This is a genomic window from uncultured Draconibacterium sp. (assembly GCF_913060805.1).
In the GTDB taxonomy this organism is placed as follows: Bacteria; Bacteroidota; Bacteroidia; order Bacteroidales; family Prolixibacteraceae; genus Draconibacterium.
Genome location: NZ_CAJXTC010000014.1, coordinates 66527 through 90026 on the forward strand (window position 1 = coordinate 66527; position 23500 = coordinate 90026).

General features: G+C 40.7%; 14 protein-coding genes. 8 read left to right on the forward strand and 6 right to left on the reverse strand.

Going from position 1 to position 23500, the window contains the following annotated elements:
* Positions 1-41 precede the first annotated feature (41 nt).
* Together QZ576_RS10505 and QZ576_RS10510 are read left to right on the forward strand one after the other, a co-directional pair.
* Positions 42-1568, forward strand: coding sequence for a TldD/PmbA family protein (locus QZ576_RS10505; protein ID WP_297096850.1), 1527 nt, complete (start codon positions 42-44; stop codon positions 1566-1568).
* 34 nt (positions 1569-1602) lie between these two features.
* The gene (locus QZ576_RS10510) at positions 1603-2922 is read left to right on the forward strand and encodes a TldD/PmbA family protein (RefSeq protein WP_297096852.1); all 1320 of its coding nucleotides are present in this window, start codon (positions 1603-1605) and stop codon (positions 2920-2922) included.
* A 236-nt stretch (positions 2923-3158) separates the two neighbouring features.
* Here the strand turns inward: QZ576_RS10510 and QZ576_RS10515 are convergent, their stop codons facing one another.
* The 3 genes from QZ576_RS10515 to QZ576_RS10525 all read right to left on the reverse strand — a co-directional run bounded on the left by QZ576_RS10515 (position 3159) and on the right by QZ576_RS10525 (position 9906).
* Positions 3159-5978: a pitrilysin family protein gene (locus tag QZ576_RS10515; RefSeq protein WP_297096854.1), complete on the reverse strand. Its 2820-nt coding sequence runs from the start codon at positions 5976-5978 to the stop codon at positions 3159-3161.
* Positions 5979-6140: 162 nt separating this feature from the next.
* Positions 6141-7154: a dihydroorotate dehydrogenase-like protein gene (locus tag QZ576_RS10520; RefSeq protein ID WP_297096856.1), complete on the reverse strand. Its 1014-nt coding sequence runs from the start codon at positions 7152-7154 to the stop codon at positions 6141-6143.
* Between the two features lie 424 nt (positions 7155-7578).
* Entirely contained in the window at positions 7579-9906 is a 2328-nt protein-coding gene (locus tag QZ576_RS10525) for a sodium-translocating pyrophosphatase (RefSeq protein ID WP_297096858.1), read from the reverse strand.
* A 319-nt stretch (positions 9907-10225) separates the two neighbouring features.
* Between QZ576_RS10525 and QZ576_RS10530 the strand changes: the two genes are divergently transcribed.
* Complete coding sequence (locus tag QZ576_RS10530) at positions 10226-12601, forward strand: zinc-dependent metalloprotease (RefSeq protein ID WP_297096860.1); 2376 nt, start codon at positions 10226-10228, stop codon at positions 12599-12601.
* A gap of 206 nt (positions 12602-12807) precedes the next feature.
* On the opposite strand, the gene QZ576_RS10535 is transcribed toward QZ576_RS10530, so the two are convergent.
* The 3 genes from QZ576_RS10535 to QZ576_RS10545 all read right to left on the reverse strand — a co-directional run bounded on the left by QZ576_RS10535 (position 12808) and on the right by QZ576_RS10545 (position 17443).
* Positions 12808-14295 (reverse strand): UxaA family hydrolase, encoded by a 1488-nt coding sequence (locus tag QZ576_RS10535; RefSeq protein WP_297096862.1) that lies wholly within the window; start codon positions 14293-14295, stop codon positions 12808-12810.
* Positions 14296-14303: 8 nt separating this feature from the next.
* A complete protein-coding gene (locus QZ576_RS10540; protein WP_297096863.1) occupies positions 14304-15824 on the reverse strand; it encodes a tagaturonate reductase in 1521 nt (506 codons plus the stop codon).
* 872 nt (positions 15825-16696) lie between these two features.
* Entirely contained in the window at positions 16697-17443 is a 747-nt protein-coding gene (locus tag QZ576_RS10545; RefSeq protein ID WP_297096865.1) for a DUF6261 family protein, read from the reverse strand.
* Positions 17444-18189: 746 nt separating this feature from the next.
* Here QZ576_RS10545 and xerA point away from each other — a divergent pair.
* The 5 genes from xerA to QZ576_RS10570 all read left to right on the forward strand — a co-directional run bounded on the left by xerA (position 18190) and on the right by QZ576_RS10570 (position 23467).
* Entirely contained in the window at positions 18190-19263 is a 1074-nt protein-coding gene (gene xerA / locus QZ576_RS10550) for a site-specific tyrosine recombinase/integron integrase (RefSeq protein WP_297096867.1), read from the forward strand.
* Between the two features lie 85 nt (positions 19264-19348).
* Entirely contained in the window at positions 19349-19792 is a 444-nt protein-coding gene (locus tag QZ576_RS10555) for a hypothetical protein (RefSeq protein WP_297096869.1), read from the forward strand.
* A gap of 196 nt (positions 19793-19988) precedes the next feature.
* Entirely contained in the window at positions 19989-20990 is a 1002-nt protein-coding gene (locus QZ576_RS10560) for a hypothetical protein (RefSeq protein ID WP_297096871.1), read from the forward strand.
* Between the two features lie 170 nt (positions 20991-21160).
* The gene (locus QZ576_RS10565) at positions 21161-21643 is read left to right on the forward strand and encodes a carboxypeptidase-like regulatory domain-containing protein (RefSeq protein ID WP_297096872.1); all 483 of its coding nucleotides are present in this window, start codon (positions 21161-21163) and stop codon (positions 21641-21643) included.
* A gap of 231 nt (positions 21644-21874) precedes the next feature.
* On the forward strand, positions 21875-23467 hold the full coding sequence (locus tag QZ576_RS10570) for an IS1182 family transposase (RefSeq protein ID WP_297096874.1): 1593 nt from the start codon (positions 21875-21877) through the stop codon (positions 23465-23467).
* Positions 23468-23500: the final 33 nt, after the last annotated feature.

Here is a 23500-nt window from a genome sequence, read left to right on the forward strand (position 1 = left end):
AAACGAAAACGCAATTGAAAATTAAAAACAATACATGCACTATGAAAGTTGACAGACGTGATTTTATTAAAACAAGTGGTATGTTTGCAGCGGGAAGTATGGTTTTACCTCCCTTTGTGCAATCGTGCCAAAACGTACAAATTTCAGCAGACGTGAAAAGTTATTTAGATCATTTTGAAGTGACTACCGAGATGTTGCAAAAAGTTATTGCAACAGCCATGAGCAAAGGCGGCGATTATGCCGACTTATTTTTCGAACACAAAATTACCAACAGCCTGGCGCTTGAAGACGGGAAAGTAAACCGCGCTTATTCCAACATCGATTTCGGAGTTGGCATTCGCGTGTTAAAAGGAGACCAAACCGGTTTTGCCTACTCCGAAAATATTGCGCTCGACGATATGCTGAATGCAGCAAAAATGGCCGCAAACATTGCCAACAGCAGCTCTAATTTTAATGCGGCTGATTACAACGAAAAACTGCCCGCCAACTACTACAAAATTTCGAAAAAGTGGGAAGACGTTTCGGTAAAAGACAAAGTGCCTTTTGTACAAAAGGTAAACGATAAAATTTTCGGTCTCGACGAAAAGGTTATTAAAGTAAATGCCGGAATGAGCGACGAAAGCAGCTACGTAATGTTTTATAACTCGGAAGGACGTTTAACTCACGATTACCGACCAATGATCAGCTTTTATGCGGTTTGCGTTATGCAGGACGGTGAGCAAATTGAGAATGCTTACTCGGCACGTTCGGTTCGCCGCGGTTTCGAATGGCTGACAGATGATTTGGTTGATGAGCTGGCCAACGAAGCAGTTGAAAAAACCAACCTGCTTTTTAAAGCCGGAAAACCAAAAGCCGGAGAAATGCCGGTAGTTCTAGGTGCCGGAGGTTCGGGAATTTTACTTCACGAAGCCATTGGCCATACTTTTGAGGCCGACTTCAACCGAAAAGGAACTTCTATTTTTAGCGACAAACTGAACAAAAAAGTTGCTGAGAATTTCATTAATATCATCGACGATGGTACGCTGCCAAACGACCGCGGTGCCATTAACATCGACGACGAAGGAAACGACGTACAAAAAACTTACCTGGTAAAAGACGGTATTTTGAACAGCTACCTTCACGACCGCATCAGTGCCAAATATTATGGTGTTGAGCCAACGGGTAACGGACGTCGCGAATCGTTCCGCCACATGCCACTGCCACGTATGCGATCAACCTACATGGAAAATGGTCCGCACACCACCGAAGAAATTTTTGCCGCAGTTGATTACGGCGTATATGTCGACAACTTCAGCAACGGTGAGGTTAAAATCGGTGCCGGCGACTTTACCTTCTTTGTAAAATCGGGTTACATTATCGAAAACGGAAAACTCACCACTCCAATTAAGGACATTAACATTGTTGGTAACGGACCCCAGGCTCTGGCAGATATTTCAATGGCTGCCAACGACTACAAAAACGACAGTGGCACCTGGACCTGTGGAAAAGACGGACAATCAGTTCCGGTAACACTTGGCCTGCCAACTGTTTTAGTGAAGAAAATGACCGTTGGAGGAACAAATGCATAGCACATGCAGTGTTTAATGTTTAAATTTTAAAACCATGACAAAAGAAGAAAAATATACATTGGCAAAATGGGCTATGAATCATGCATTGGAGAACGGAGCCCAGGAAGTAAGCGTAAATATATCGAACAACCAAAGTAGCAGCATTGAAGTGCGCGAAGAGAAAATTGACAAACTGGAACAGGCGCTGCAAAGCAACTTGTCTATTCGTTTGTTTGTCGACAAAAAATACTCATCGCACTCTACCAGCCGCTTAAACAAAGAAGATCTGGCACGTTTTATCGAAGAAGCTATCGAAGGCACAAAATACCTTTCGGAAGATGAATTCAGAACCTTGCCCGATCCGGAATTGTATTACAAAGGCGACGGACCGGATTTGGGTTCGTTAGACAAAAACTTTGGTAACGTTGATCCGGAAGAAAAAATACAAGCTGCTTTTGCTGCCGAGAAAGAAATTTTGGGCAGCAACGAACGCATTATCTCCGTATCCAGCAGTTATTACGACGGTTTGAACGAGCGTGTAATGGTAAACAGCAATGGTTTCGAGGGCGACACCGCCAACTCTTACTTTGGATTGTACACCAACGTTTCGGTAAAAGGCGATGGCGATGCACGACCTGAATTTGGCTGGGGAGAGACAGCTATTAAATACAATGAGCTGAAAAAAACAGGCACCGGAACAACCGCATTAAAACGTGCGCTTGATAAAATCGGGGCGAAAAAAATTGAATCAGGAACCATGCCGATGATCGTTGAAAACCGTGTGGTAAGCCGCATTTTTAGTCCGCTAATGAATGCACTCGACGGATCGGCTATTCAGCAGAAAAATTCATTCCTGATCGATAAATTGGGCGAAAAAGTTGCATCTGAGAAATTAACCTTAACCGACGATCCGTTTATTATCGGAGGCCGTGGTTCGCGCCTGTTCGATGGCGAAGGTATTGCCACTAAAAAACGTTCGGTTTTTGAAAAAGGTGTTTTGAAAAGGTATTACATCGACACCTATTACGGTAAAAAACTGGAAATGGAGCCTAACAGTGGAGCAACCACCAACTTGGTTTTTGAAACCGGCGATAAAGACCTTGACGCATTAATTACATCGGTTAAAAAGGGAATTTTTGTTACAGGTTTTAACGGGGGTAACAGCAATGGATCAACCGGAGATTTCTCGTACGGAATTGAAGGATTTTTGGTGGAGAACGGCGAGATTGTAAAACCGGTTACAGAAATGAACATTACCGGAAACATGAAAACCCTATGGGCAAACGTTGGAGAAATTGGTAACGACGTGCGCGAAGATTCTTCGTGGCGCACACCGTCGATTCTTTTCAACGATGTTGATTTTAGTGGATTGTAAAAAGAATAAAACATTCGATTCCAGTGAATCATCAACCGGAATGAAAGTGAAACAATATTCAACAAACTCTCCCTCACTCCCTCTCTTCGCGAAGCGAGGGACGATTGTGTCGAAGGCACAATCAGGGTGAGTCAATAAATTTTGGAGCATATTTGGCTATCAATTTTCACTCGACTTTCAGAAAAAAAGACCCGTTCTGTAAATTTCAGAACGGCTCTTTTCTTTTATCTCAACTATTACAGTTCGTATAAAACCGGGTCGCCTAAACCGATATTCTTTAATGCTGAAAGTTGCGTTTCTGCATCGCCAACAACAACATAATACATGTGTTCCGGATCCAGTAATTTCTGAGCGAGTGCTTTGTGCTGCTCAGGCGTTAACGACTTGATAAACTCTTCCTCTTGCTTCACGTAATCGAAAGGCAAATCGTAAGCACTAATATTGGTAAGCATCGAATGTAATGCACCCAGCGTTTCAAAACCGCGGGCATTCGATTTTATCAGCGCATCTTTGGTAAACTGCAAATCGGTATCCGAAATTCCTTCGCGGTATTTTTCAATTTCGTCTTTAAAAATCTGCACCGATTCTTCAGTAGCCGTTGTGCGAACACTCGAGCTTGCCTGGAAAGTTCCGTAATTTTTACCTCCCGAGAAATAAGTTCTCGCACCATAAGTGTAGCCTTTTTCTTCGCGCAGTATCAGGTTTACAATTCCGTTGAAACTTCCGCCCAACTTGTAATTCATTACAGTTGCCTTTTCAAAATCGTCAGAAGTGCGCGGAATGGCATTTTGGCCAATGTTAATTACCGACTGTTTTGCCCCCGGAACATCAACAAAATAGATGGCTGATTTCTCCGGAAGTTTTGGCGCTGCAATTTCAGGAAATACAACATCGTGTGCTTCCCAGTTCGAGCTCAAACTTGCTAATCCTGTTACAACCCTGTCGTGATCAATTTTACCTACAACGTGCATCCGTGCCACAGATGGCGAAATTGCTTTGCTGTAGAAATCTTTCAAATCATCCATAGTTATCGATTCCAGGCTTTCAACAGTACCTGAAGTTGGCATTGCCAGAATATTATCGTCGCCATAAACCAACTTATCGAAGGCCACCATTGCCAAATAATTAGGATTGGCTTCGTTGCGTTTAACACTGTTTATCATTCGCGATTTTACCAGCTCGAATTGCTCCTCGTCCCAACGCGGTTGCAACAAAATCTCTTCAACCAGCGCCAACGTTTTTTCATAGTTTCGGGTAAGGCTGTTCACATAAACCGAAATACTTTCGGTACCTGCCCGAACGCTAATATTAGCACCAAGCAAATCGATTTCTTCTTCCAGTTCTTCTGGCGTTTTTGTTGCGGTCCCCTCCATTAACATGCTCGCCATAAAACTTGCCACTCCGGCTTTATCTGTAGGAGCCAGAATATGACCGCCGTCGATAATAATTGAATATTGAACCAAAGGCAATTCGTTATGCTCAATGCCGTAAACTTTAATGCCGTTTGCGGTTTCATCGGTCCAAACTGCAGGTACAGAAATTTCAGGATCAGGTCCTTTCGCCGGTTCCACCGAACGATCAAATTCTGTTGGTGTTTTTGCAATCTCTTCGTCTTCCGCAATTGCCGACTGATCAACTTGTGTAGCCTCTAAAATATTCTCTTCAACAATGCCTGCATCAACCGAATTTTCGGCAATCAGATCAAGCTGCCCTTTAGGCACAAAACTGGTTGCCAGGTAATTTTTTCCTTTGATATATTTGTCGTAAACACGGTTGATATCGTCGATTGTTACGGCTTGAATTTTTGCAATGTCTTCCTCAATAAAACTAGGCGATCCGGCAAATTCGTTATACATCGCCAACTGAAATGACTTATTCAGCACCGAACTAACACCATTGTAAAACTGTGTTTCCAAACCGGCTTTGTGCTTTTCCAGGTCTTTCTCTGTAATTCCCTCCTCTTCAAACAACTGAAATGCTTCGAACACGGCATTTTCAACATCGGCAAGACTTGTTCCGGCATTGGCATTTACAGAGACAGTAAACTGCCCGGCCAACTCCATCGGGCGACTGTATACCGATGCACGCGGTGCCAATTTTTTGTCCTTTACAATAACCCGGTAAAAAGGCGATTTTTTGCCGCTTCCCAAGACTTGTGAAAGAAATCTCAGTGCATATGCATCGTCGTTGTATTGTTCTACAGTTGGCCAAATCATGGTTAACTGCGGTGTCCGGGCAAAATTATCTTCGTGATACAGTTTTTTGGTTTCTTCCAGTGTTACATTCTGCGGCTCCATATCTGCCACCTTATCTCCTCCCGGAATTTCACCAAAATACTTCTCGAGCATTGGCTTTACATCCTCTTCCTCGAAATCGCCGGCTAACACAATTGTGGTATTGTTAGGCACATAAAATTTCGAGTGAAAGGCTTTTACATCATCAACCGACGCATTGAATAAATCTTCCATTTCGCCAATTACAGTCCAGCTGTACGGATGACCTGCCGGATACAGATTTTTGGCAATTACCCACTGGTTAAAACCGTAAGGACGGTTATCATAGGATTGACGTTTTTCATTTTGAACAACATTTTGCTGGTTGGCAAATGCCGAATTGGTTACCGTATTCTCCAGGTAACCCATGCGATCTGATTCCATCCAAAGCACCATTTCGAGTGCATTTTTAGGAACAACCTCATAATAAATAGTTTGGTCGTTTCCGGTTCCGCCATTTAATGTTCCTCCGGCCGACTGAATTTTTGAGAAGAATTCATCCTGACCAACATTTTCTGACTGCTGAAACATCATATGCTCGAACAAGTGAGCAAAGCCGGTTTTACCGGGAACTTCGCGGTTTGACCCGACGTGATACATAATTGCAACGGCTACGATCGGGTCTGATTTGTCCTGGTGTAAAATTACATCAAGACCGTTATCCAGCTGATACTGAACGTACGGTACCGAAAGTTTTTCATCGTTTTGTTTTGTGGTAGTGCACGAACTCAGAAACAGTATGAATGCAAAACTGAGACTGAGGAGAAAACTTAGTTTTTTCATGATTTAAGGTGTATTGAATTGTTTTTTACGAAGTTAGTACAAAATGTAAATAATCAAAACATTGTTAAGTATCAATATTTGCAACCAATGCCTTAGGTTAGGCCATAAAAAAACAGGAACCAAACGGCTCCTGTTTTTCTATGCTACGAAAAATCTACTCAATTAAACCATCGGATATTTTTTGAAAATATCTTCCGATTTAGTTAGTATATCAACATATTGTGCACGCTGATAAGCAAATGGATCTTTCATGTTTTTACGCGAAAGTTTTCCTCTGAAATCAGCTAAAGTTTTATATCCTTTGTCGTCCATCCATTTATTAATGTCCATTAAAATATCAGAAACTACTGATGGCGAATTACGGTAAATAGTACTTACCATTTGTACCACATCGGCACCGGCAAGCAGCATTTTTATTACATCGTTGGCATCATAAATTCCCCGACTCACACAAACACTTCCCTCAACATTTCCATGCAGCAAACCTGCGTAACGCAAACTTATCATGTGGTCTTTTGGATTGCTTAATTCCCATGGATAGAAATATTCTTCTTTGTCAATATCTATTTCGGGTTGGAAAAAGCGGTTAAACAGCACGTAGCCATCAGCACCGGCCTCATCCACCTTTTTAATAAAGTTCAGCGGATTGGTGTAAAACAAACTCATTTTTACACTTACAGGAATTTTAACCACTTGTTTAATGGCCTTAACAATTTGCACCTGCTTGTCTTCAATCGATTCGCCGGTAACCTCGAAATAACCAGGCACCGCATAAAGATTGATTTCCAAACCGGCCACTCCTGTTTTCTCCAGTTCCTGTGCATATTCAACCCAGGTTGGTTCGTAAATGGCGTTCAAACTTGCAAACACAGGTACATCAACACTTTTTACCAGTTTCTCAACATTATATAAATGCTCTTTTGGTCCGGCGTGTTTTAATCCCGGAAAAAGATCGGTCATCTCTGCATTACGATCTTCGTATTCACTAAGAAGCTCGTCCATTTGAAGACTTTCGAGCTGAATTTGCTCCTCAAAAAGCGAACGATAAACAATCGCCCCAATTCCGGCTTCTTCAATTTGTTTGATTACATCGGGTTTCGATACTAAGTTACTTGCTCCAAGTATGAGTGGATTTTTTAACTCTACACCCATATAAGTTGTTGTAAGATTTGCCATGGTAGTATTTTTAATGATTAGAATTTACGTTTTCTTAGTGTAACTGAATTTACAAATAATTTGTTCAATAATGAAGTTAAATTTTGTTTATGTGCGATAGAGACATTGAGACCTGAGACAGTATGTAGATGAGACTTTAAGCGACAAAGGATGATGTGATGAGAAAAACGGAGGAGTTTGTAAAATGCCAAATTGTTGTTATTGTAAAATTGTAAGCTTTCATCGCCACGCAAGAACCCTAATATGCAATACCCGGTGCCAACAGCCTCAAGTTGTAAAAGCGAAAGAGAGTTACAACTTGTATGTTTCAGTACATAGTTAAACAATTTTCACAATCTGCGCCATCTGCGTTCCGGGCTAATCAAACAAAAAAAACCACCTGCCTCACGACAGATGGTTCAATATTTTTATGTTCAAAAAATTCTTATAGTAAACTCAATGTTACAGTTAAACCGGCCATTACAACCGAAACCATAGTCATCAGTTTAATCAAGATATTCAACGACGGTCCTGAAGTATCTTTGAACGGGTCGCCAACAGTATCGCCAACAACACCTGCGTGGTGTGCTTCGCTACCTTTACCACCGTAGTTTCCTTTTTCGATGAATTTTTTAGCGTTATCCCATGCACCACCAGCGTTATTCATAAACACAGCTAATGTAAAACCGGCTGTTAAACCACCAGCCAACAGACCGATTACACCGGCAACACCCATTGTAGCCCCAACAATAACAGGAACTATAATTGCGACTAATGAAGGCACCAACATCTCTTTCTGTGCTCCTTTAGTTGAAATTTCAACACATTTGGCATATTCAGGTGTAGCGGTTCCTTCAAGGATTCCCTTAATGTCGCGGAACTGACGGCGAACTTCATCAACCATTGCACCCGCTGCACGTCCAACAGCTTTCATTGTCATTGCACTAAACAAAAATGCCATCATTGAACCTAAGAAAAGACCACCTAAAAACAGGGGATTAAAAAGTGTAACGTCGTAAGCAGCCGTAAAATCTTTTACAGAAGCAGTTGAAATCTTAATTGCTTGCATTCCATCCTGTGCTGCCGGAGCAATATCATTATAAAAGATATATGATCCTTTGGTAACAAATCCTTCTCCGGCTGTTGCTATTTTTCCAAACCACAATCTAATTTCTTCCATATAAGCAGAAATTAAAGCCATTGCTGTTAGTGCTGCAGAACCAATCGCAAATCCTTTACCGGTTGCTGCTGTTGTATTTCCCAGCATATCTAAAGCATCTGTTCTTTCACGAACTTCTGGCGGAAGCTCAGCCATTTCTGCGTTACCTCCTGCATTATCAGCAATAGGTCCGAATGCATCGGTAGCCAATGTAATACCCAGTGTAGACAACATACCTACAGCAGCAAAACCAATTCCGTAAACCCCCATAGCAAAGTGAGTTGCTCCACCTGCTGCCCAGAATGATCCCATAATACCAAGTACAATGGTTACAACCGGAATCCAGGTTGAGTACATACCAACAGCTAAACCGTCAATAATAGTAGTTGCAGGTCCTTGTTGCGCTTGTTCGGCAATACCTTTTGTAGGCTTATATTCATCTGATGTAAAATATTCAGTAGCCTGCCCGATAATAACACCGGCAGCCAATCCAATAATTACAGCCCAGAAAACCCCCCAGGTAACCCAACCAAGGTAAGCCATTCCGGCCATTGCGAGAAGAATCAAAAATGAACTTCCTCCGGTACCAATTAACAGAGCATTTAATAAATTTTTCTGTGTAGCCGATTCTTTGGTACGAACCATGAAGATTCCCACTATGGAAAGAATAATTCCAATGGCAGCAACAAGCATAGGAGCTGTAACAGCTTTAATAGGATCGATACCTGTATCAGAAAGTACAATCACAGGAAGAGCGGCACCAAGAGCAGCGGTTGCCAAAATAGAGCCAGCGTATGATTCGTAAAGGTCGGCTCCCATACCGGCAACGTCACCAACATTATCACCAACGTTATCGGCTATAGTTGCAGGGTTACGCGGATCGTCTTCCGGAATACCGGCTTCCACTTTTCCAACAAGGTCAGCACCTACATCTGCAGCTTTGGTATAAATACCACCTCCAACACGAGCAAATAATGCTTGTGTAGAAGCACCCATACCAAACGTTAACATGGTAACTGTTATTTCAATTAATTTTACTCGTTGGCCTGCATCGTTGATTACACCATTAGTTACATAATCTGCACTTCCGTGAACAAAATGAAGCCCTAAGAATTCAGCACCATTAGCCATATGCTCCGGTGTAAATACAACTTCACTTAGAAAAAAGTACCAGGCTGCAATATCTAACAATGCAAATCCCACAACGATTAACCCCATCACTGCGCCGCTTCGGAACGCAACCTGTAAACCTTTATTCAACGACTGCGAAGCTCCGTGAGCTGTACGCGCTGAAGCAAATGTTGCCGTTTTCATTCCCAAAAATCCACAAAGGCCAGAGAAAAAACCACCAGTTAAAAATGCGATGGGCACAAATGGATTTTGAACGCCAAAATATGCCATAATTGTTAGTAGGATAAAGAGTATTACAAAAACAATTCCTACAACCTTGTACTGTCTTTTCAGATAAGCCATTGCACCTTCACGAACGTATTGGGCAATTTCCTTCATTCTGTCAGTACCTTCTGAATTCTTCATCATCGATTTGAAGAATATCCAGGCAAATACCAACGCCAAAATCGAGGCAATTGGCACTATAATAAAAATACTGCTCATAAATTGATAATTTTAGTGTAGCTTTTGGCTACGGTTTAGTATTAAATTGAAAATTGTTCTTCTTTTGGTTTCCAGTCCGGTTTTACAAAAAAAAGTTTTTGCAATAGACAAAGATAAATTTCTACACGAGATGAGGATTATTAGCTTATGTATTTGACAACAGGTTGAATATTTTTTAACACTAATCTAAAAAGCTTAACATCCGCCAAGCATTTCGTCTAGAATATCAACTTTTGAATAGATTTTTAACACGCAAACAAACTCCCTTTAAAAATATTGCTACATTCAACATCAATAATATTACTTTTTGAATTTACAAATGAAAAAACATTACTTACTTATTTTAATCATTGCCCTATCGATTGGCATATCAGAAGTTGCGGCTCAGGAATTCTCCGGCTTTTTCAATTTTACCTATAACGAAGATGACGGAAAAATTGAACTGGCAATCAACCAACTTAACACTGAGTTTTTATATGTAACATCGCTGGCCTCGGGTGTGGGTTCGAACGACCTCGGTCTCGATCGTGGGAAATTAACCGGAACACATGTTGTTAAGTTCGTAAAAGCCGGTAATAAACTTTTACTAACGGAAGTAAATTATGATTACCGAGCATCGAGCAGTAATGCCGACGAGGTGAAAGCTGTCGACGATGCATTTGCCACCTCAGTATTGTGGGGCTTTACTATTAAAGAAGAAGAAGAAGACGGCACTTATTACGTTGACGCTACTGATTTTCTGCTCGAGGATCGTGGACGCGTTGCAACAACTTTGCAAGGTTCTTATAAGATTGACAAATCAAGATCAGCCATTTATCAGGATGGTTTGAGAAGCTTCCCTAAAAACTGCGAGTTTGAAGCGATACTGACTTTCACCGGGAAACCCGCAGGAAGGCTGGTTGGAAGTGTTACTCCGTCAGCTGATGCAGTGACGATCAGGCAGCATCATTCGTTTATTGAACTTCCTGATGACAATTATAAAGTACGTGAATTTGATCCGCGTGCAGGCTACGGTGGCATTAGTTATATGGATTATGCCACTCCGATTGACGAGCCGATAACCAAACGATTTATTCGTCGTCATCGTCTGGAAAAGAAAGATCCGAATGCAGCCATCAGCGAACCGGTTGAGCCCATAATTTATTATGTAGACCGTGGAGCACCGGAACCAATAAAATCGGCACTAATTGAGGGGGCCAGTTGGTGGAATCAGGCTTATGAGGCTGCCGGTTTTAAAAATGGTTTTATTGTAAAAGAAATGCCCGAAGGCGCCGACATGCTCGATGTTCGTTACAACGTTATTCAATGGGTGCACCGCTCAACACGCGGTTGGTCGTATGGTGCTTCGGTAATGGATCCACGCACCGGAGAGATTCTGAAAGGACATGTGTCGCTAGGTTCATTGCGCATCCGTCAGGATTTTATGATCGCCCAGGGATTGATATCGCCTTACGGAGGAGACGCAAAAGAAGTGGAGCGCGCCAAAGAAATGGCATTGGCCCGCATCCGCCAGTTATCGGCGCACGAAGTTGGACACACTATCGGATTATCGCATGCCTACAGCTCAAGTTCCGAAGGACGAACTTCGGTTATGGATTATCCGCAACCGTTAGTTAAAATTAAAAACGGGGAAATCGATCTCTCGGAAGCTTACGATGATAAAATTGGAGAATGGGACAAAGTTTCCATTGCTTATGGTTACTCACAATTTCCTGAGGGAACCGATGAAAAAGCGGAGCTGAATAAGATCCTTTCAAAAAGTATGGAAAATGGTCTTTCCTTTTTATCCGATGCCACATCATCCAGCGGTGTTCATCCATACACGCACCAATGGGATAACGGAGAAAATCCATACGACGAACTGCTTCGCATGATGGAAATACGAAAAATAGCATTGAAGAATTTTGGAGAAAACACCATTCCAGAAGGCACTCCTTATGCCGAGTTGGAAAATGTTCTGGTACCAATTTACTACTTCCATCGCTACCAGATAACTGCTTCGGCAAAAGTTTTGGGCGGGCTTAATTATCGTTATGCTTTAAAAGGCGACGACCAATTCGTTGCGCAAATGGTTCCGGCGGAAGAACAGCAAAAAGCGTTGGATGCATTGCTCGCTACTCTTACTCCCGAGGCACTCGCTATTCCAGAAAATATATTGGAATTAATCCCGCCGCAACCGATGGGATATTACCGTAGTCAGGCAGAAAATGTGAATTCGAAAACAGGAGCAACTTTCGACCCGCTGAGTGCAGCAGAAGCACTTGCCAATATGGTTTTTAGCGAAATTACCGACTCCAGAAGAGCACAACGCATGTTGGAATACCACAGCAGAAATGCGGAATTACCCGGTTTGAATTCGGTATTGGATGAAATAATTTCAGCCACATGGAAAGCAGAAAAATCGGAAGGCTACTACGGAGAATTGCAAAAAGTGGTGGATAATTCTTTCTTAACTTACCTCGCTGCACTGGCAACCGACGATGCCGCATCAACCGAAGTAAAAGCCATTGCCTGGTTAAAACTGCAGGATTTGCTTATATACTCAACACAGAAATACGCTTTGTCAAGCGGCAGCACTAAAGCGCATTATGGTTATGCGATGTCAAGGATCACTCAGTTTGAAAAAGATCCTGAGAAATTTAAAATTGCACGGGAAGTTATGCCTCCGCAAGGGGCACCCATTGGGATGGAATAAAAAATTAAGGAGCTGTCCAACAATGTCAGAAAGAACGTCATTCTGAACTTGTTTCAGAATCTATTACTACGATATAACTATTTAAAGATCCTGAAACAAGTTCAGGATGACGAAACATAAACTTTTTTGGACGGCTCCGTTTTTTATAAAAAATCCCCACAACCAGTGGTTGCAGGGACGTAAATAATACTTCTCAATTATGGTAGCTATAACGTTACTCCTGTTTTAAAAATGGCAATTTCCTTAAACCCGGTTTTTTCGTGGTTTAATTGTTTGCCGCTGGCCACTTCTATTATAAACTGAACAAAGTCTTCCAAAAGTTCGTCCATGGTTTTGCCTTCGAGCAAAGTACCGGCGTTAAAATCTATCCAGTTTTTCTTTTTGTTGTACAAATCAGAATTGGTAGAAATCTTCATGGTGGGCACAAAACTACCAAACGGTGTTCCGCGACCTGTGGTAAACAGTACCATCTGACAACCGCTAAATCCGAGTGCCGATGCTGCCACCAAATCATTTCCGGGTGCCGACAATAAATTCAAACCTTTTGTTTTTAAAGGCTCGGCATATTTCAACACGTCGACCACTGTTGCAGTACCACCTTTTTGGGTACATCCCAGCGATTTATCTTCGAGGGTTGAGATACCCCCTTTTTTGTTTCCCGGCGACGGATTTTCGTACACCGGCAAATTATGTTGCAGGTAATAATCTTTAAAATCGTTGATAAGATTAACCGTTTTATCAAACACAACTTTGTCCTGAGCACGCTCCATCAACAGTGTTTCGGCACCAAACATTTCAGGTACTTCGGTAAGAATTGTTGTTCCTCCCTGCGCCACCAGAAAATCGGAGAAAGCACCCACCAGCGGGTTGGCCGTAATTCCTGAAAAACCATCCGATCCACCACATTTTAAGCCGATATTCAGCTCCGATACCGGAACAGCTTCACGTTTATCGGTGTGCATCACCTCGTAAATTTCTTTCAAAATCTCCAGTCCGGTTTCCACTTCGTCTTCAACATCCTGAGCCGCCAAAAAGCGCACCCGGCTCTCATCAAAATCGCCAATAAATTTTTTCAGGTGATCGATCTGGTTATTCTCGCAGCCCAAACCAAGCACAAAAACACCACCGGCATTCGGATGATTGATTACATCGGCCAGTGCTTTTTGCGTGTTCACATGGTCGTCGCCCAGTTGCGAGCAACCGTAACTGTGTTTAAACACCTCCACCCCATCAATGTCGGTCGGGTTCACTTCCTGTTTAAACATGTCGATGATTTGCTGTGCCTGACCGTTTACACAACCAACCGTTGGCACAATCCACAGTTCGTTACGGATTCCCACTTTACCGTTGCTTCGTTTGTAGCCCTGGAATGTGAGCTCTCGTTCGGCAACAGCCAGTTCATTCAATTTCTGATCGAAGGAATAATTTATGGTGCCCGAAAGATTTGTTTTCAGATTCTGAACATGAATGTGTTCTCCGGCTTCGATGGCTTGTGTAGCATGGCCAATCGGCGCACCATATTTAATAATATCCTCGTTTTCGGCAATTGCAGACAAGGCAATTTTATGCCCTTTCGGAATATCGTTTTTGATCTCCAACTCTTGTCCGTCGACAATTAATTTATCGCCTGCAGAAAAATCTTTCAGAGCAATAACTACGTTGTCAACCGGATTGATTTTAATGAAATCTGCCATGTTATTTTTTATGCTGTAACTGTTTCTTCTGTTTTGTTCATCTTGTCGATGGTAATTTGCATCAGCGGGTTGTCTTCGCTAAGCACCGCTTTAACCGCTTTTTTCATGCCCACCTGCGTAATCAGGAACAGGTAGTGGCTAACGGTTATCGTGAGGTTTGGAATTTCATTCAGGTTTTGTTTCCAAACTTTATCAAGGCTCAATACTTTTTCGCACAGGTTGTAAATCGAAATCGGGCGGCCGTCGCATTCAGCCCAGGCTTCTTTGTAAAAGTCAACGATCCACTCATCGTCCTGAACGTTGTAGGCTTCGCCATTTGCTTCGCCTTTAAAATAAGCGATCATCGCAGCCAGTGAGAACACCAGCTTTTGTGGCAACATACCGTGTTTTTGTTCGAAGTTAATTAACGAAGGCAAGTTACGTGTTTCCCATTTCGACATGGCATTTAAGGCAATACTTTGCCATTGGTGACGAATAAACGGGTTGGCAAAACGCTCCAGAATTTTGTTGGCAAATTTCTTCAGTTCCTTTTCTGTTCCATCCAAAACCGGAAGCACCTCGTCGTAAACCAGTTCTTTCATAAAACTACCCACCTCGAGGTTTTCGTAAGCATCGCGAACCGTTTCAATTCCGCTAAGGTACGACACCGCGTAACTTCCGGTGTGGCAACCGTTCAGCACCTGTACTTTTTGCTCGCGGAAACGTTTCATGTCTTTTACGAACTTCACTTCAAGGCCGGCTTTTTCTGCAGGAAACTCATCCTGCACCCATTCCGGAGCTTCAATCACCCACAAGTGGAAATATTCGCCCACAACAACCAGGTTATCTTCGTAGCCTAACTCCTCCTGAATATCTTTGATCTCGTCGCGCGGGAAACCGGGAACAATACGATCAACCAGCGTGCTGCAGAAACAACAAGCTTCGTTCACCCAGCTGATAAAATCGTCGCCAAGGTTCCACTTTTCGGCATGTTGCAATACGAATTTCTTAAGCATATCGCCGTTTCGGTCGATCAGCTCGCAAGCGAAGAATATTAAACCTTTTGATTTGTCGCCATCGAATTCCTTGTAGCGCATGTACAACATGGCGGCCACTTTTGCCGGAAACGATGCCTGAGGAGCCATATCCAGTGTGTCGCTTTCTTCCCAGCTGATACCGGCTTCGGTAGTATTCGAAAACACAAAACGAAGATCGGGATTCAGGATACTTTCTTTGTACGTATCAAACTCGCTATATGGATTGATGCCTTTATTGATACAGTCGACCAGCGAAAACTCGGTTACCGGTTTGCCATCTTTAATCCCTTTCAGGTAAACATGGTAAAGCCCGTCCTGGTCGTTAAGCATATTAACCATACCATTTGGCAAGGGCTGCACCACATCAACACCGGCATTAAAACCGATCTCTTTATTCATTTTATCAACGATCCAGTCGGTAAAAGCACGTAAAAAGTTTCCTTCACCAAACTGAAGGATGCGTGTTGGGTAGCTATTTGTTTCAGTTGCGTTCGTTCGATTTAATTTCTTCATCATCTAAAATCTATAACCTTTTTCAGGTGTAATTAGCACTTTACTATTTGTTTTGAGTGGGCAAATATAAGTTTTAAATGTTTACCGTTAACGTTAACGGTGGAAAATATTTTGAGTGCTTTTCATGAAAAAATGACTGAAAAAATTGTAGAAAGTGCCTGTTTTCAGGGGGAAAGAGAATAATTTTTAAGCAAAAAAAAGCTTGCCTGATTTGTTGGAGGGTTAAGTGAATGTTAATCGCGGTTAAAACGGGAACAAAAAGAGGGACGCGCTCTTGGCAACATCCCCATTTGAATTTATGTCTAACCGAAAAATATTTTTTACTCCCCCTCGTCTTTCTCCCTTTTGCAAAAAGCTACGGTGTACACACAACTTAAATATTCCCATTTTCAAATGATTCTGCAACGTTTTTTCGTTCGGAACAAGCTGACCAATTCTAATCAATTTTAGACGCCGAACGATTTTTTATCGATAATTTGCCCGGCGCTTTGTGTCTTCGTAAACTCAGCCACTCGCACCGGGCTATTGCCTGTCGCCCACTTCGGGGCTAGAAGAGAAAAATGACAAAGGCGCAAATACTTCAGTTTTTTGAAATACAGCCCTACCTTGCGCCGCCTATTAGAAGTTGATTATAAAGCAGAACCCCTAAAATATTTGTGTGTACACCATAGTTTGCAAAAAGAGGGACGACCAGCCGGATTTTCAAACCACCTATCCACTTAATTTACGGCAACCAGCTTCAAGGCTCATTCCATCTTTGCGGCAGCAGAGAGCGACAGATTGGAACTTGGTATACACAAAAAAACCGGCCCACCCCAAAGGGCAGGCCGGCTAACCTCACAAATATCTGCCCGCAGGCATTATAGTTTTATTTATTCCGTGTCGACGTTATTTTCGTCGGCGCTGTTGTCTTTTCTGCCATCGCGGGCAGCCAGCGTATCGTTATAACGTTTTATTTTCTGATTCATAACAACTATAAAGTTTTCAATTTCGGGTGTGGCCATGCCAATTCTTACGTACGAATTTACCAGATCAATGATTTCGCGGTATAGCGGACTCATTTTCTCGCGAACAGCCTTTACATCGCCACTTGATTTATATCCTCTTTCTGTATCGCGTGTGTTTTGTAGCGATTTAAAATTTTCCTGCTGGCTTTTATACAAAGGCAGCCAGGTATTGAGCCGAATACGGGTTACATGTTCCGTATTTGGTGTTTTTTCCATGTCTTGAATAAGGTTGCGTGCTTCGCTCGATTCGCTGTCGAATGAACGTTTACGGAAATCGCCGTAAACATCGAAAATGCGGCGGATAATTTTAGCGCTTTCTACTTCTTCGGGTACCGGACTGTGCAAATGCGCATCTACCATCAAATCCATAGCACGCCAGGTTTTTCCACGTTCTTCGTCGGCAGCCTGAACTTTCTCGGTTAAAACGCTTCCGCGGTCAACACGCGTGGCTTCGTCCAGTTCGTTGTACACGACATTAAATCGGGTCATTAAACCGGTGGTTACTGTTGATTCGGGTAAAATGCCGGTAATGCCGGTTTTTAGGTCGGTAATAAGTTCGAAATACTCGCTGTTGCGTAAATAGGTTAGTGAAATAGAATTAACAAAATTCATAGTAAAAAATTTAAGGTTTAAAATTAATATTGATGATTTTTATGATTCGAGGATTTATGTTTTACGATTGGATGTGTATTAGATTGAGTAATAAAATTAAAACATATGTAAATAACTGTCAAGAATATAAAATATGTTTCACAGCAACTTACAGTCCTTACAAGGTATTGTATTTCGTATTCTTTGCATTGTTAGCAACTGTGCGAAAGCTACCTTCCCACCTGTTGGGTTCTTTTGTACCTGCTAAACGGGTTCTTGTTTTCAAAGGCAGATAAATTTTGCCCGATTTACCAACGATTATTTTCGACGAATCCTACGGGCTGCCTGATTTTATCAGTCACAGTAGCACAGCGGTTGCCGGCAGGCCGGAAAATACAATTCTGCTTTTCGTCACCATTTCCGGCAAGCCGGATTTCATTTCTCTGTTTGGCGTAAACTTTTCCGGGGCACCGGACAAGGCTTTTCTCCTGTGCGTGAACATTTCCGGGCTGCCGGATTTTATATTTCTTGTGTTCGGGAACATTTCCGGGCCGCCGGATTTTATTATTCTTGCGTGCGGGAATACTCTTAATCAACAACTTACACACATTATTGATTGTTTGCTTTTTAGCGAAAATTATGTTTATTTTAAGGGTAAAACCAAAAAACTGTACCCGTTGAACAAGCGCCCGCAAATAACGCTAAGGTTAGCCATACACCGGCAACAAAATATCGTAAGGATTGAATTTGCATACAACCGTGAATTAATGGATGTATTAAAACAAAATATGCCTGTTGTTTGGAGTGCTACCATGAAGTGCTGGTATTTGCCAATGCGCGATTTCGATTTGCATTATTTCTTCGAAACCTTTAAAAACCATGCATACATTAACTATGATGCGCTGAAAAAGGTGAATGATGAGCCACCGGAGAAAGAAGCTTCGAAACCTGTACGATACAGCTACCGAACAAGCACTAACCTGCCCGAAGGATACCTGGAAAAGCTTGAACAAAAACGTTACAGTGCCAGTACCATAAAGTCTTATGTGGCCTATTTTAAAGATTTTATCTATTATTTTCACGGGAAGGACATTGATAAGCTCACAAAAAATGAAATTGATGCTTATATTCTTCACCTGATAAAAAAGCAGAAGATCTCTCCTTCGCAACAGAATCAACGGATTAATGCCATTAAATTCTATTACGAGAAAGTATTAGATTTACCGAAACAGTATTATGATATTGAACGCCCCAGAAAAAGCTTTGACTTACCCAAAGTTTTGTCGGAACCGGAGATAATGCAAATTATTGAAGCAAGTACCAACCTGAAGCATAAGACCATACTTGCTACCATTTATTCAGCGGGTTTGCGCCGAAGTGAGATAATAAACCTGCGAAAGGAAGACGTAGATTTTAACAAAAACATTATTTTTATCAGAGGCGCAAAAGGTAAGAAAGACCGGATAACACTACTCTCTGAAACCAATGCGCATTTACTGAAGAACTACATGGCCGAATACAGACCCAAATACTGGATGTTTGAAAGCCCTGATAAGAAAAAATACAATACATCCAGTATTTCAAAGGTGCTAAATAAGGCAGTTGCTATAGCTGGTTTAAATAAAAGAGTAACACCACATATGTTGCGGCATTCGTTTGCCACTCATTTACTGGAACAGGGAGTTGATATGCGTTATATACAAAATTTATTAGGACATGAATCGACAAAAACCACAGAGATTTACACCCACGTAAGCAAAAGTTCTCTGCACAAAATAAAAAGTCCGTTAGACCGGATTTTCGAGGATAAAACAAATAATAACAACAAGTTACGCGAGTGACAACCAATAAAGTATATATTGCACTGCAACTAACACATACGTTAGGCACAATGGTGAGAACCCAAATTGTAACGAGATATTTTAAATGAAAAGAAATAAAAAAGTTGAAAGGATATTTACAATTTCGATAATTATTTTGACAGTGATTGTTGGCATGAATCACCGAAAAAATAGGAAATCAGAAAAAGAAAATTTATTTCAAAATGGATTATTTACCATTGGAGAGGTTATTTACTATTCTTCTCCTAAATCACCGATAGCTGCTCCAAAAATTTCGAATACAGGAAAGCCAGCGGAAATAGAATTCTCAGTTAAAATAAACGGACAAAAATACATTTGCAAGTATGATGAATGGTCTGGAGAAATTCCAAATGAAGGGATTGAGGTTGGAAATAAATATTTGGTACTATATCCAAAAAAATTTTCACCGAATGAGTGTAGGATGCAATTTGATTATCCAATAAAGGATAGTATCGATTTTAAAAAGTATATAGCGGAGTTTGAAAAGATAAGAAAAAAAGATGAATAGAAATAGCGAAATAAAACCACAGTGCCTAACATATTGTAATATGGCAGGCGGGGGTTTCAGCGGTCTGACAAGTCAGACCACTCGCTCACTTTTCTGCGGGTCTGACAGGATTTCTCTTCGAAATCCCGCCCGGCCACATACAAGTGACCGTTGTGTGGCATTTAAAAAGACACAGTTTCAAGAGAATAGAAAATAAATGAAAAAAATAGGAATAGCCTTATTATTAATTTTATCTGTACAGATTACTTATTCACAGGTTGAGAATAAAGATTATTTTAAATTTAATACAGATACTATTGATTTAAGTTCAAATGAAAAAGTACTAAATCAAAAAGAGTTTATACTAAACTGTATGGATTACATTTTGGATAATAAGTCAAGTCATATATCCATTGCACACTCAAATTGTTTTAAAATCATTTTAAAACTTAATGAAAATAAGGACTATAATGTGTATAACCTTGATGCTGATCCGCTAGAACTGATAAAAGGTGGAAATATGGCATATCAGGTTGTTTATTGGGCAGGATTAACTAAACTTCGACTTGAAAATCCCCAATTGATAGAAAATGATTCTTTACTTGCATTGGCTTCTATTGAATTATTTGTTGACTATTATTCAAAACCTGAAAATAATGTTCATTTATCAAAAGAGCGTAAACTTGTCGCTAATTTAAAAACAGAAAATGAACTTGGAGAATATATTCATAATCTAATAATTGAAACAACCTTAAGGAGAAGCAAACAAAAACCAACAAAAGAGCTTCCTCAAAAAGAATTAGTAGATAAATACAGAGAAAGACTTGAAAAAATACCTGATAGTTTAGGATATGAACTTTTCTATTATAGATACGCTAATGGTAATTTAAAAATGTTGGCTATCGGAAAAAAGGTTAAAGTAGAAAAAAGCATAGCAATTGCATATTTGGATAGCGCACTCTTTTTTCATAAAAATTCTATTCCCAAAGTAATTTCGTATGTTGATTCTATTGGCAGACCAACTGGTTGGAAGAAATTCAACAAACAAGGAGAATTAATAGAAATAGCAGATTTTGAAATATACAATACGGAACTAAAAGCTCCAGAGTTCCTGATAAAATACTTTGAGAATGGAAAACAGACAAAAGAAGCAACATACGTTTATTACACTTCAAAAAAGAAAAAGTTGATTAGAGAAACTGTTCATGGAGATGAATAATGGAAAAACGCCACACAACATTTTGTATATTGCATAGCGGTTTCTGTGTGTATGCGTAGCCCGGATTCCCGTCTGATTGTCCTAGTCCGTACCGGACAGACAATCACCCGCAATCCGCTACGACAACATACAATTTACCGTTATAGGGTATTTTAAAAAGCTACAGGATAATGAACTTTAGAATAATATTAGTTGGGTTGGGGATTTTATTTGGCATTCAAACGCTTTTTGGACAGCCAACTTTTATTAAAGGAAAAATATTAGATTACGAAACAAATGAACCAATCGAGGCAATAACAATACTTGAAAAATATCCATTAAACGGAGTAATAACAGATTCTAAAGGAAATTTTGATTTTAATATTAAAGGAGAAACAAAAGAAATAGAAATTAAATACATAGGATACTACGATATTGAACTGATAAATATTCCAATTGAAAGAGATACCATTGATTTGGGAGAACTCAAAATGGTTCGAAATTATTCTCTATACATTCATGTTGAAATGGCTCCAGATATAAAACCAGATAATAGGAAAGATAAGATATTACGAAAGGAAGTATGCAATAAATATCGACTTGAAATATCGGATAAAAACCTAATTCCAGTTTTCGATGACCGCAAAATTATATTTGATTTCAATAAATATTAAATGAATAAAAAACACCCTATAACAAATTGTAATATGGCAGGCGGGGGTTTTAGCGGTCTGACAAGTCAGACCTTCTGCTCACTTTCCTGCGGGTCTGACAGGATTTCTTTTCGAAATCCCGCCCGACCACATACAAGTGACCGTCAGACTGTCTAAAAACCTAACCTCATTTTGTTAAAAACTAAAACACATACTAACACTACTGAAAAACAATCCTTTGTAACTTCAGGCATGAAGTTTATACAAGGACAAAACAGAGACCAAATCTACCTTTTTCCAGTTTCACTAAATGATGCTGTTGATGCCGAAAACGAGGTGCGCCTAATCGATGTTTTTGTTGATAGCCTGGAACTGGAGGAGTTTGGATTTAAAACCCGTTTTATTGAAAATGGCAGACCAGCGTACCACCCTTCCGATTTATTGAAACTATTCATTTATGGATATTTGAACCAGTTACGTTCATCCCGAAAACTGGAAAAGGAATGCAAGCGAAACATTGAAGTAATGTGGCTGCTAAAAAGCCTCCAGCCCGACCATAATACTATCTCTAATTTCAGACGAGATAACCCGAAAGCCATAAAAAAAGTATTCCGTGAAACCGTTAAAATTGCAAAGCACTTTAACCTGATTGGTGGTACTCTGATTGCTGGAGACAGTACAAAGCTCCGTGCGCAGAACAGCAAGAAAAACAACTTTAATCAAAAGAAGATAGACCGCCACCTGGAATACATCGAAAACAAACTGTCTGAATATGAAAAGGCATTGGCTGAGAGCGATGGCGACAAAGACGAGATTAATAAAGAGATAGACAAACAAAACGAGCGCAAAGACGGGTACAAAAAACTGGAGAAGCAGCTAAAGGAATCGGGACAGGCGCAAATATCAACCTCTGACCCTGATAGCCGACATCAAATTACCCGTAATAATATTACCGAGGTAGCTTACTCTGCACAAACTACCGTTGATGCTAAAAACTACATCCCGATTGATTATAAAATAACCAATGCCAACGATAAAAGGGCGATGGGAAACATGCTGCGTAGAGCAAAAACTATTCTACGTCATAACAACTTTACTGCACTTTACGACAAAGGTTATCATACGGGCAGGGAACTGGCTATTGTCGATGAACTTAATATAAATACTCTGGTTGCAATTCCTCCATTTTCAGGGGCTTCTCATGCACCTGACCTTAACTACGATGTAGAACATTTTGACTATAATCCTGAAACCGACACCTACATTTGTCCGCAAGGAAATACACTGAGAACCACAGGTTATTGGCATGTTGCGAAAAATCCCAATGGGCAGATAGCTTATCGGTTCAGAAACTATACCACTCCAAAATGTAAAAAGTGTGAAGTACGCCCACTATGTACAAAATCGGCAGCAAATGGGAAACAGGTCAGACGGAGCGAGTTCGCAACAAATATTGAAAACAACAAAAAGCGAATATTAGGCAGCGGAAAGTTATACAAACGCAGGCAGGCTATAGTTGAACATCCTTTTGGAACGATAAAACGACAATGGGGATTTAACTACATAATCACAAAGCATGGAATGCAAAGAGCCAGTTCCGACTTTGGTTTTACAATGGTAGCTTATAATTTAAAACGACTTGTAAATTGTATTGGATTAAATGAGTTGAAAAAATACCTGGAAAGTACCAGCCAGTTATTTTGGTTGAATATTGCCCTATTAAAGTCATTTTTAAGCTGTTTCCCTATCTTTAAGCAACGATTAATTGAAGAAACCGAAAATGCACTTTTGAACCTGAATTTTATAAAACAAAACTATATAACCGCAACGCAACGGAGTTTTTAGACAGACTGCCGTTAGCGGTAAGTTTAAAACGAA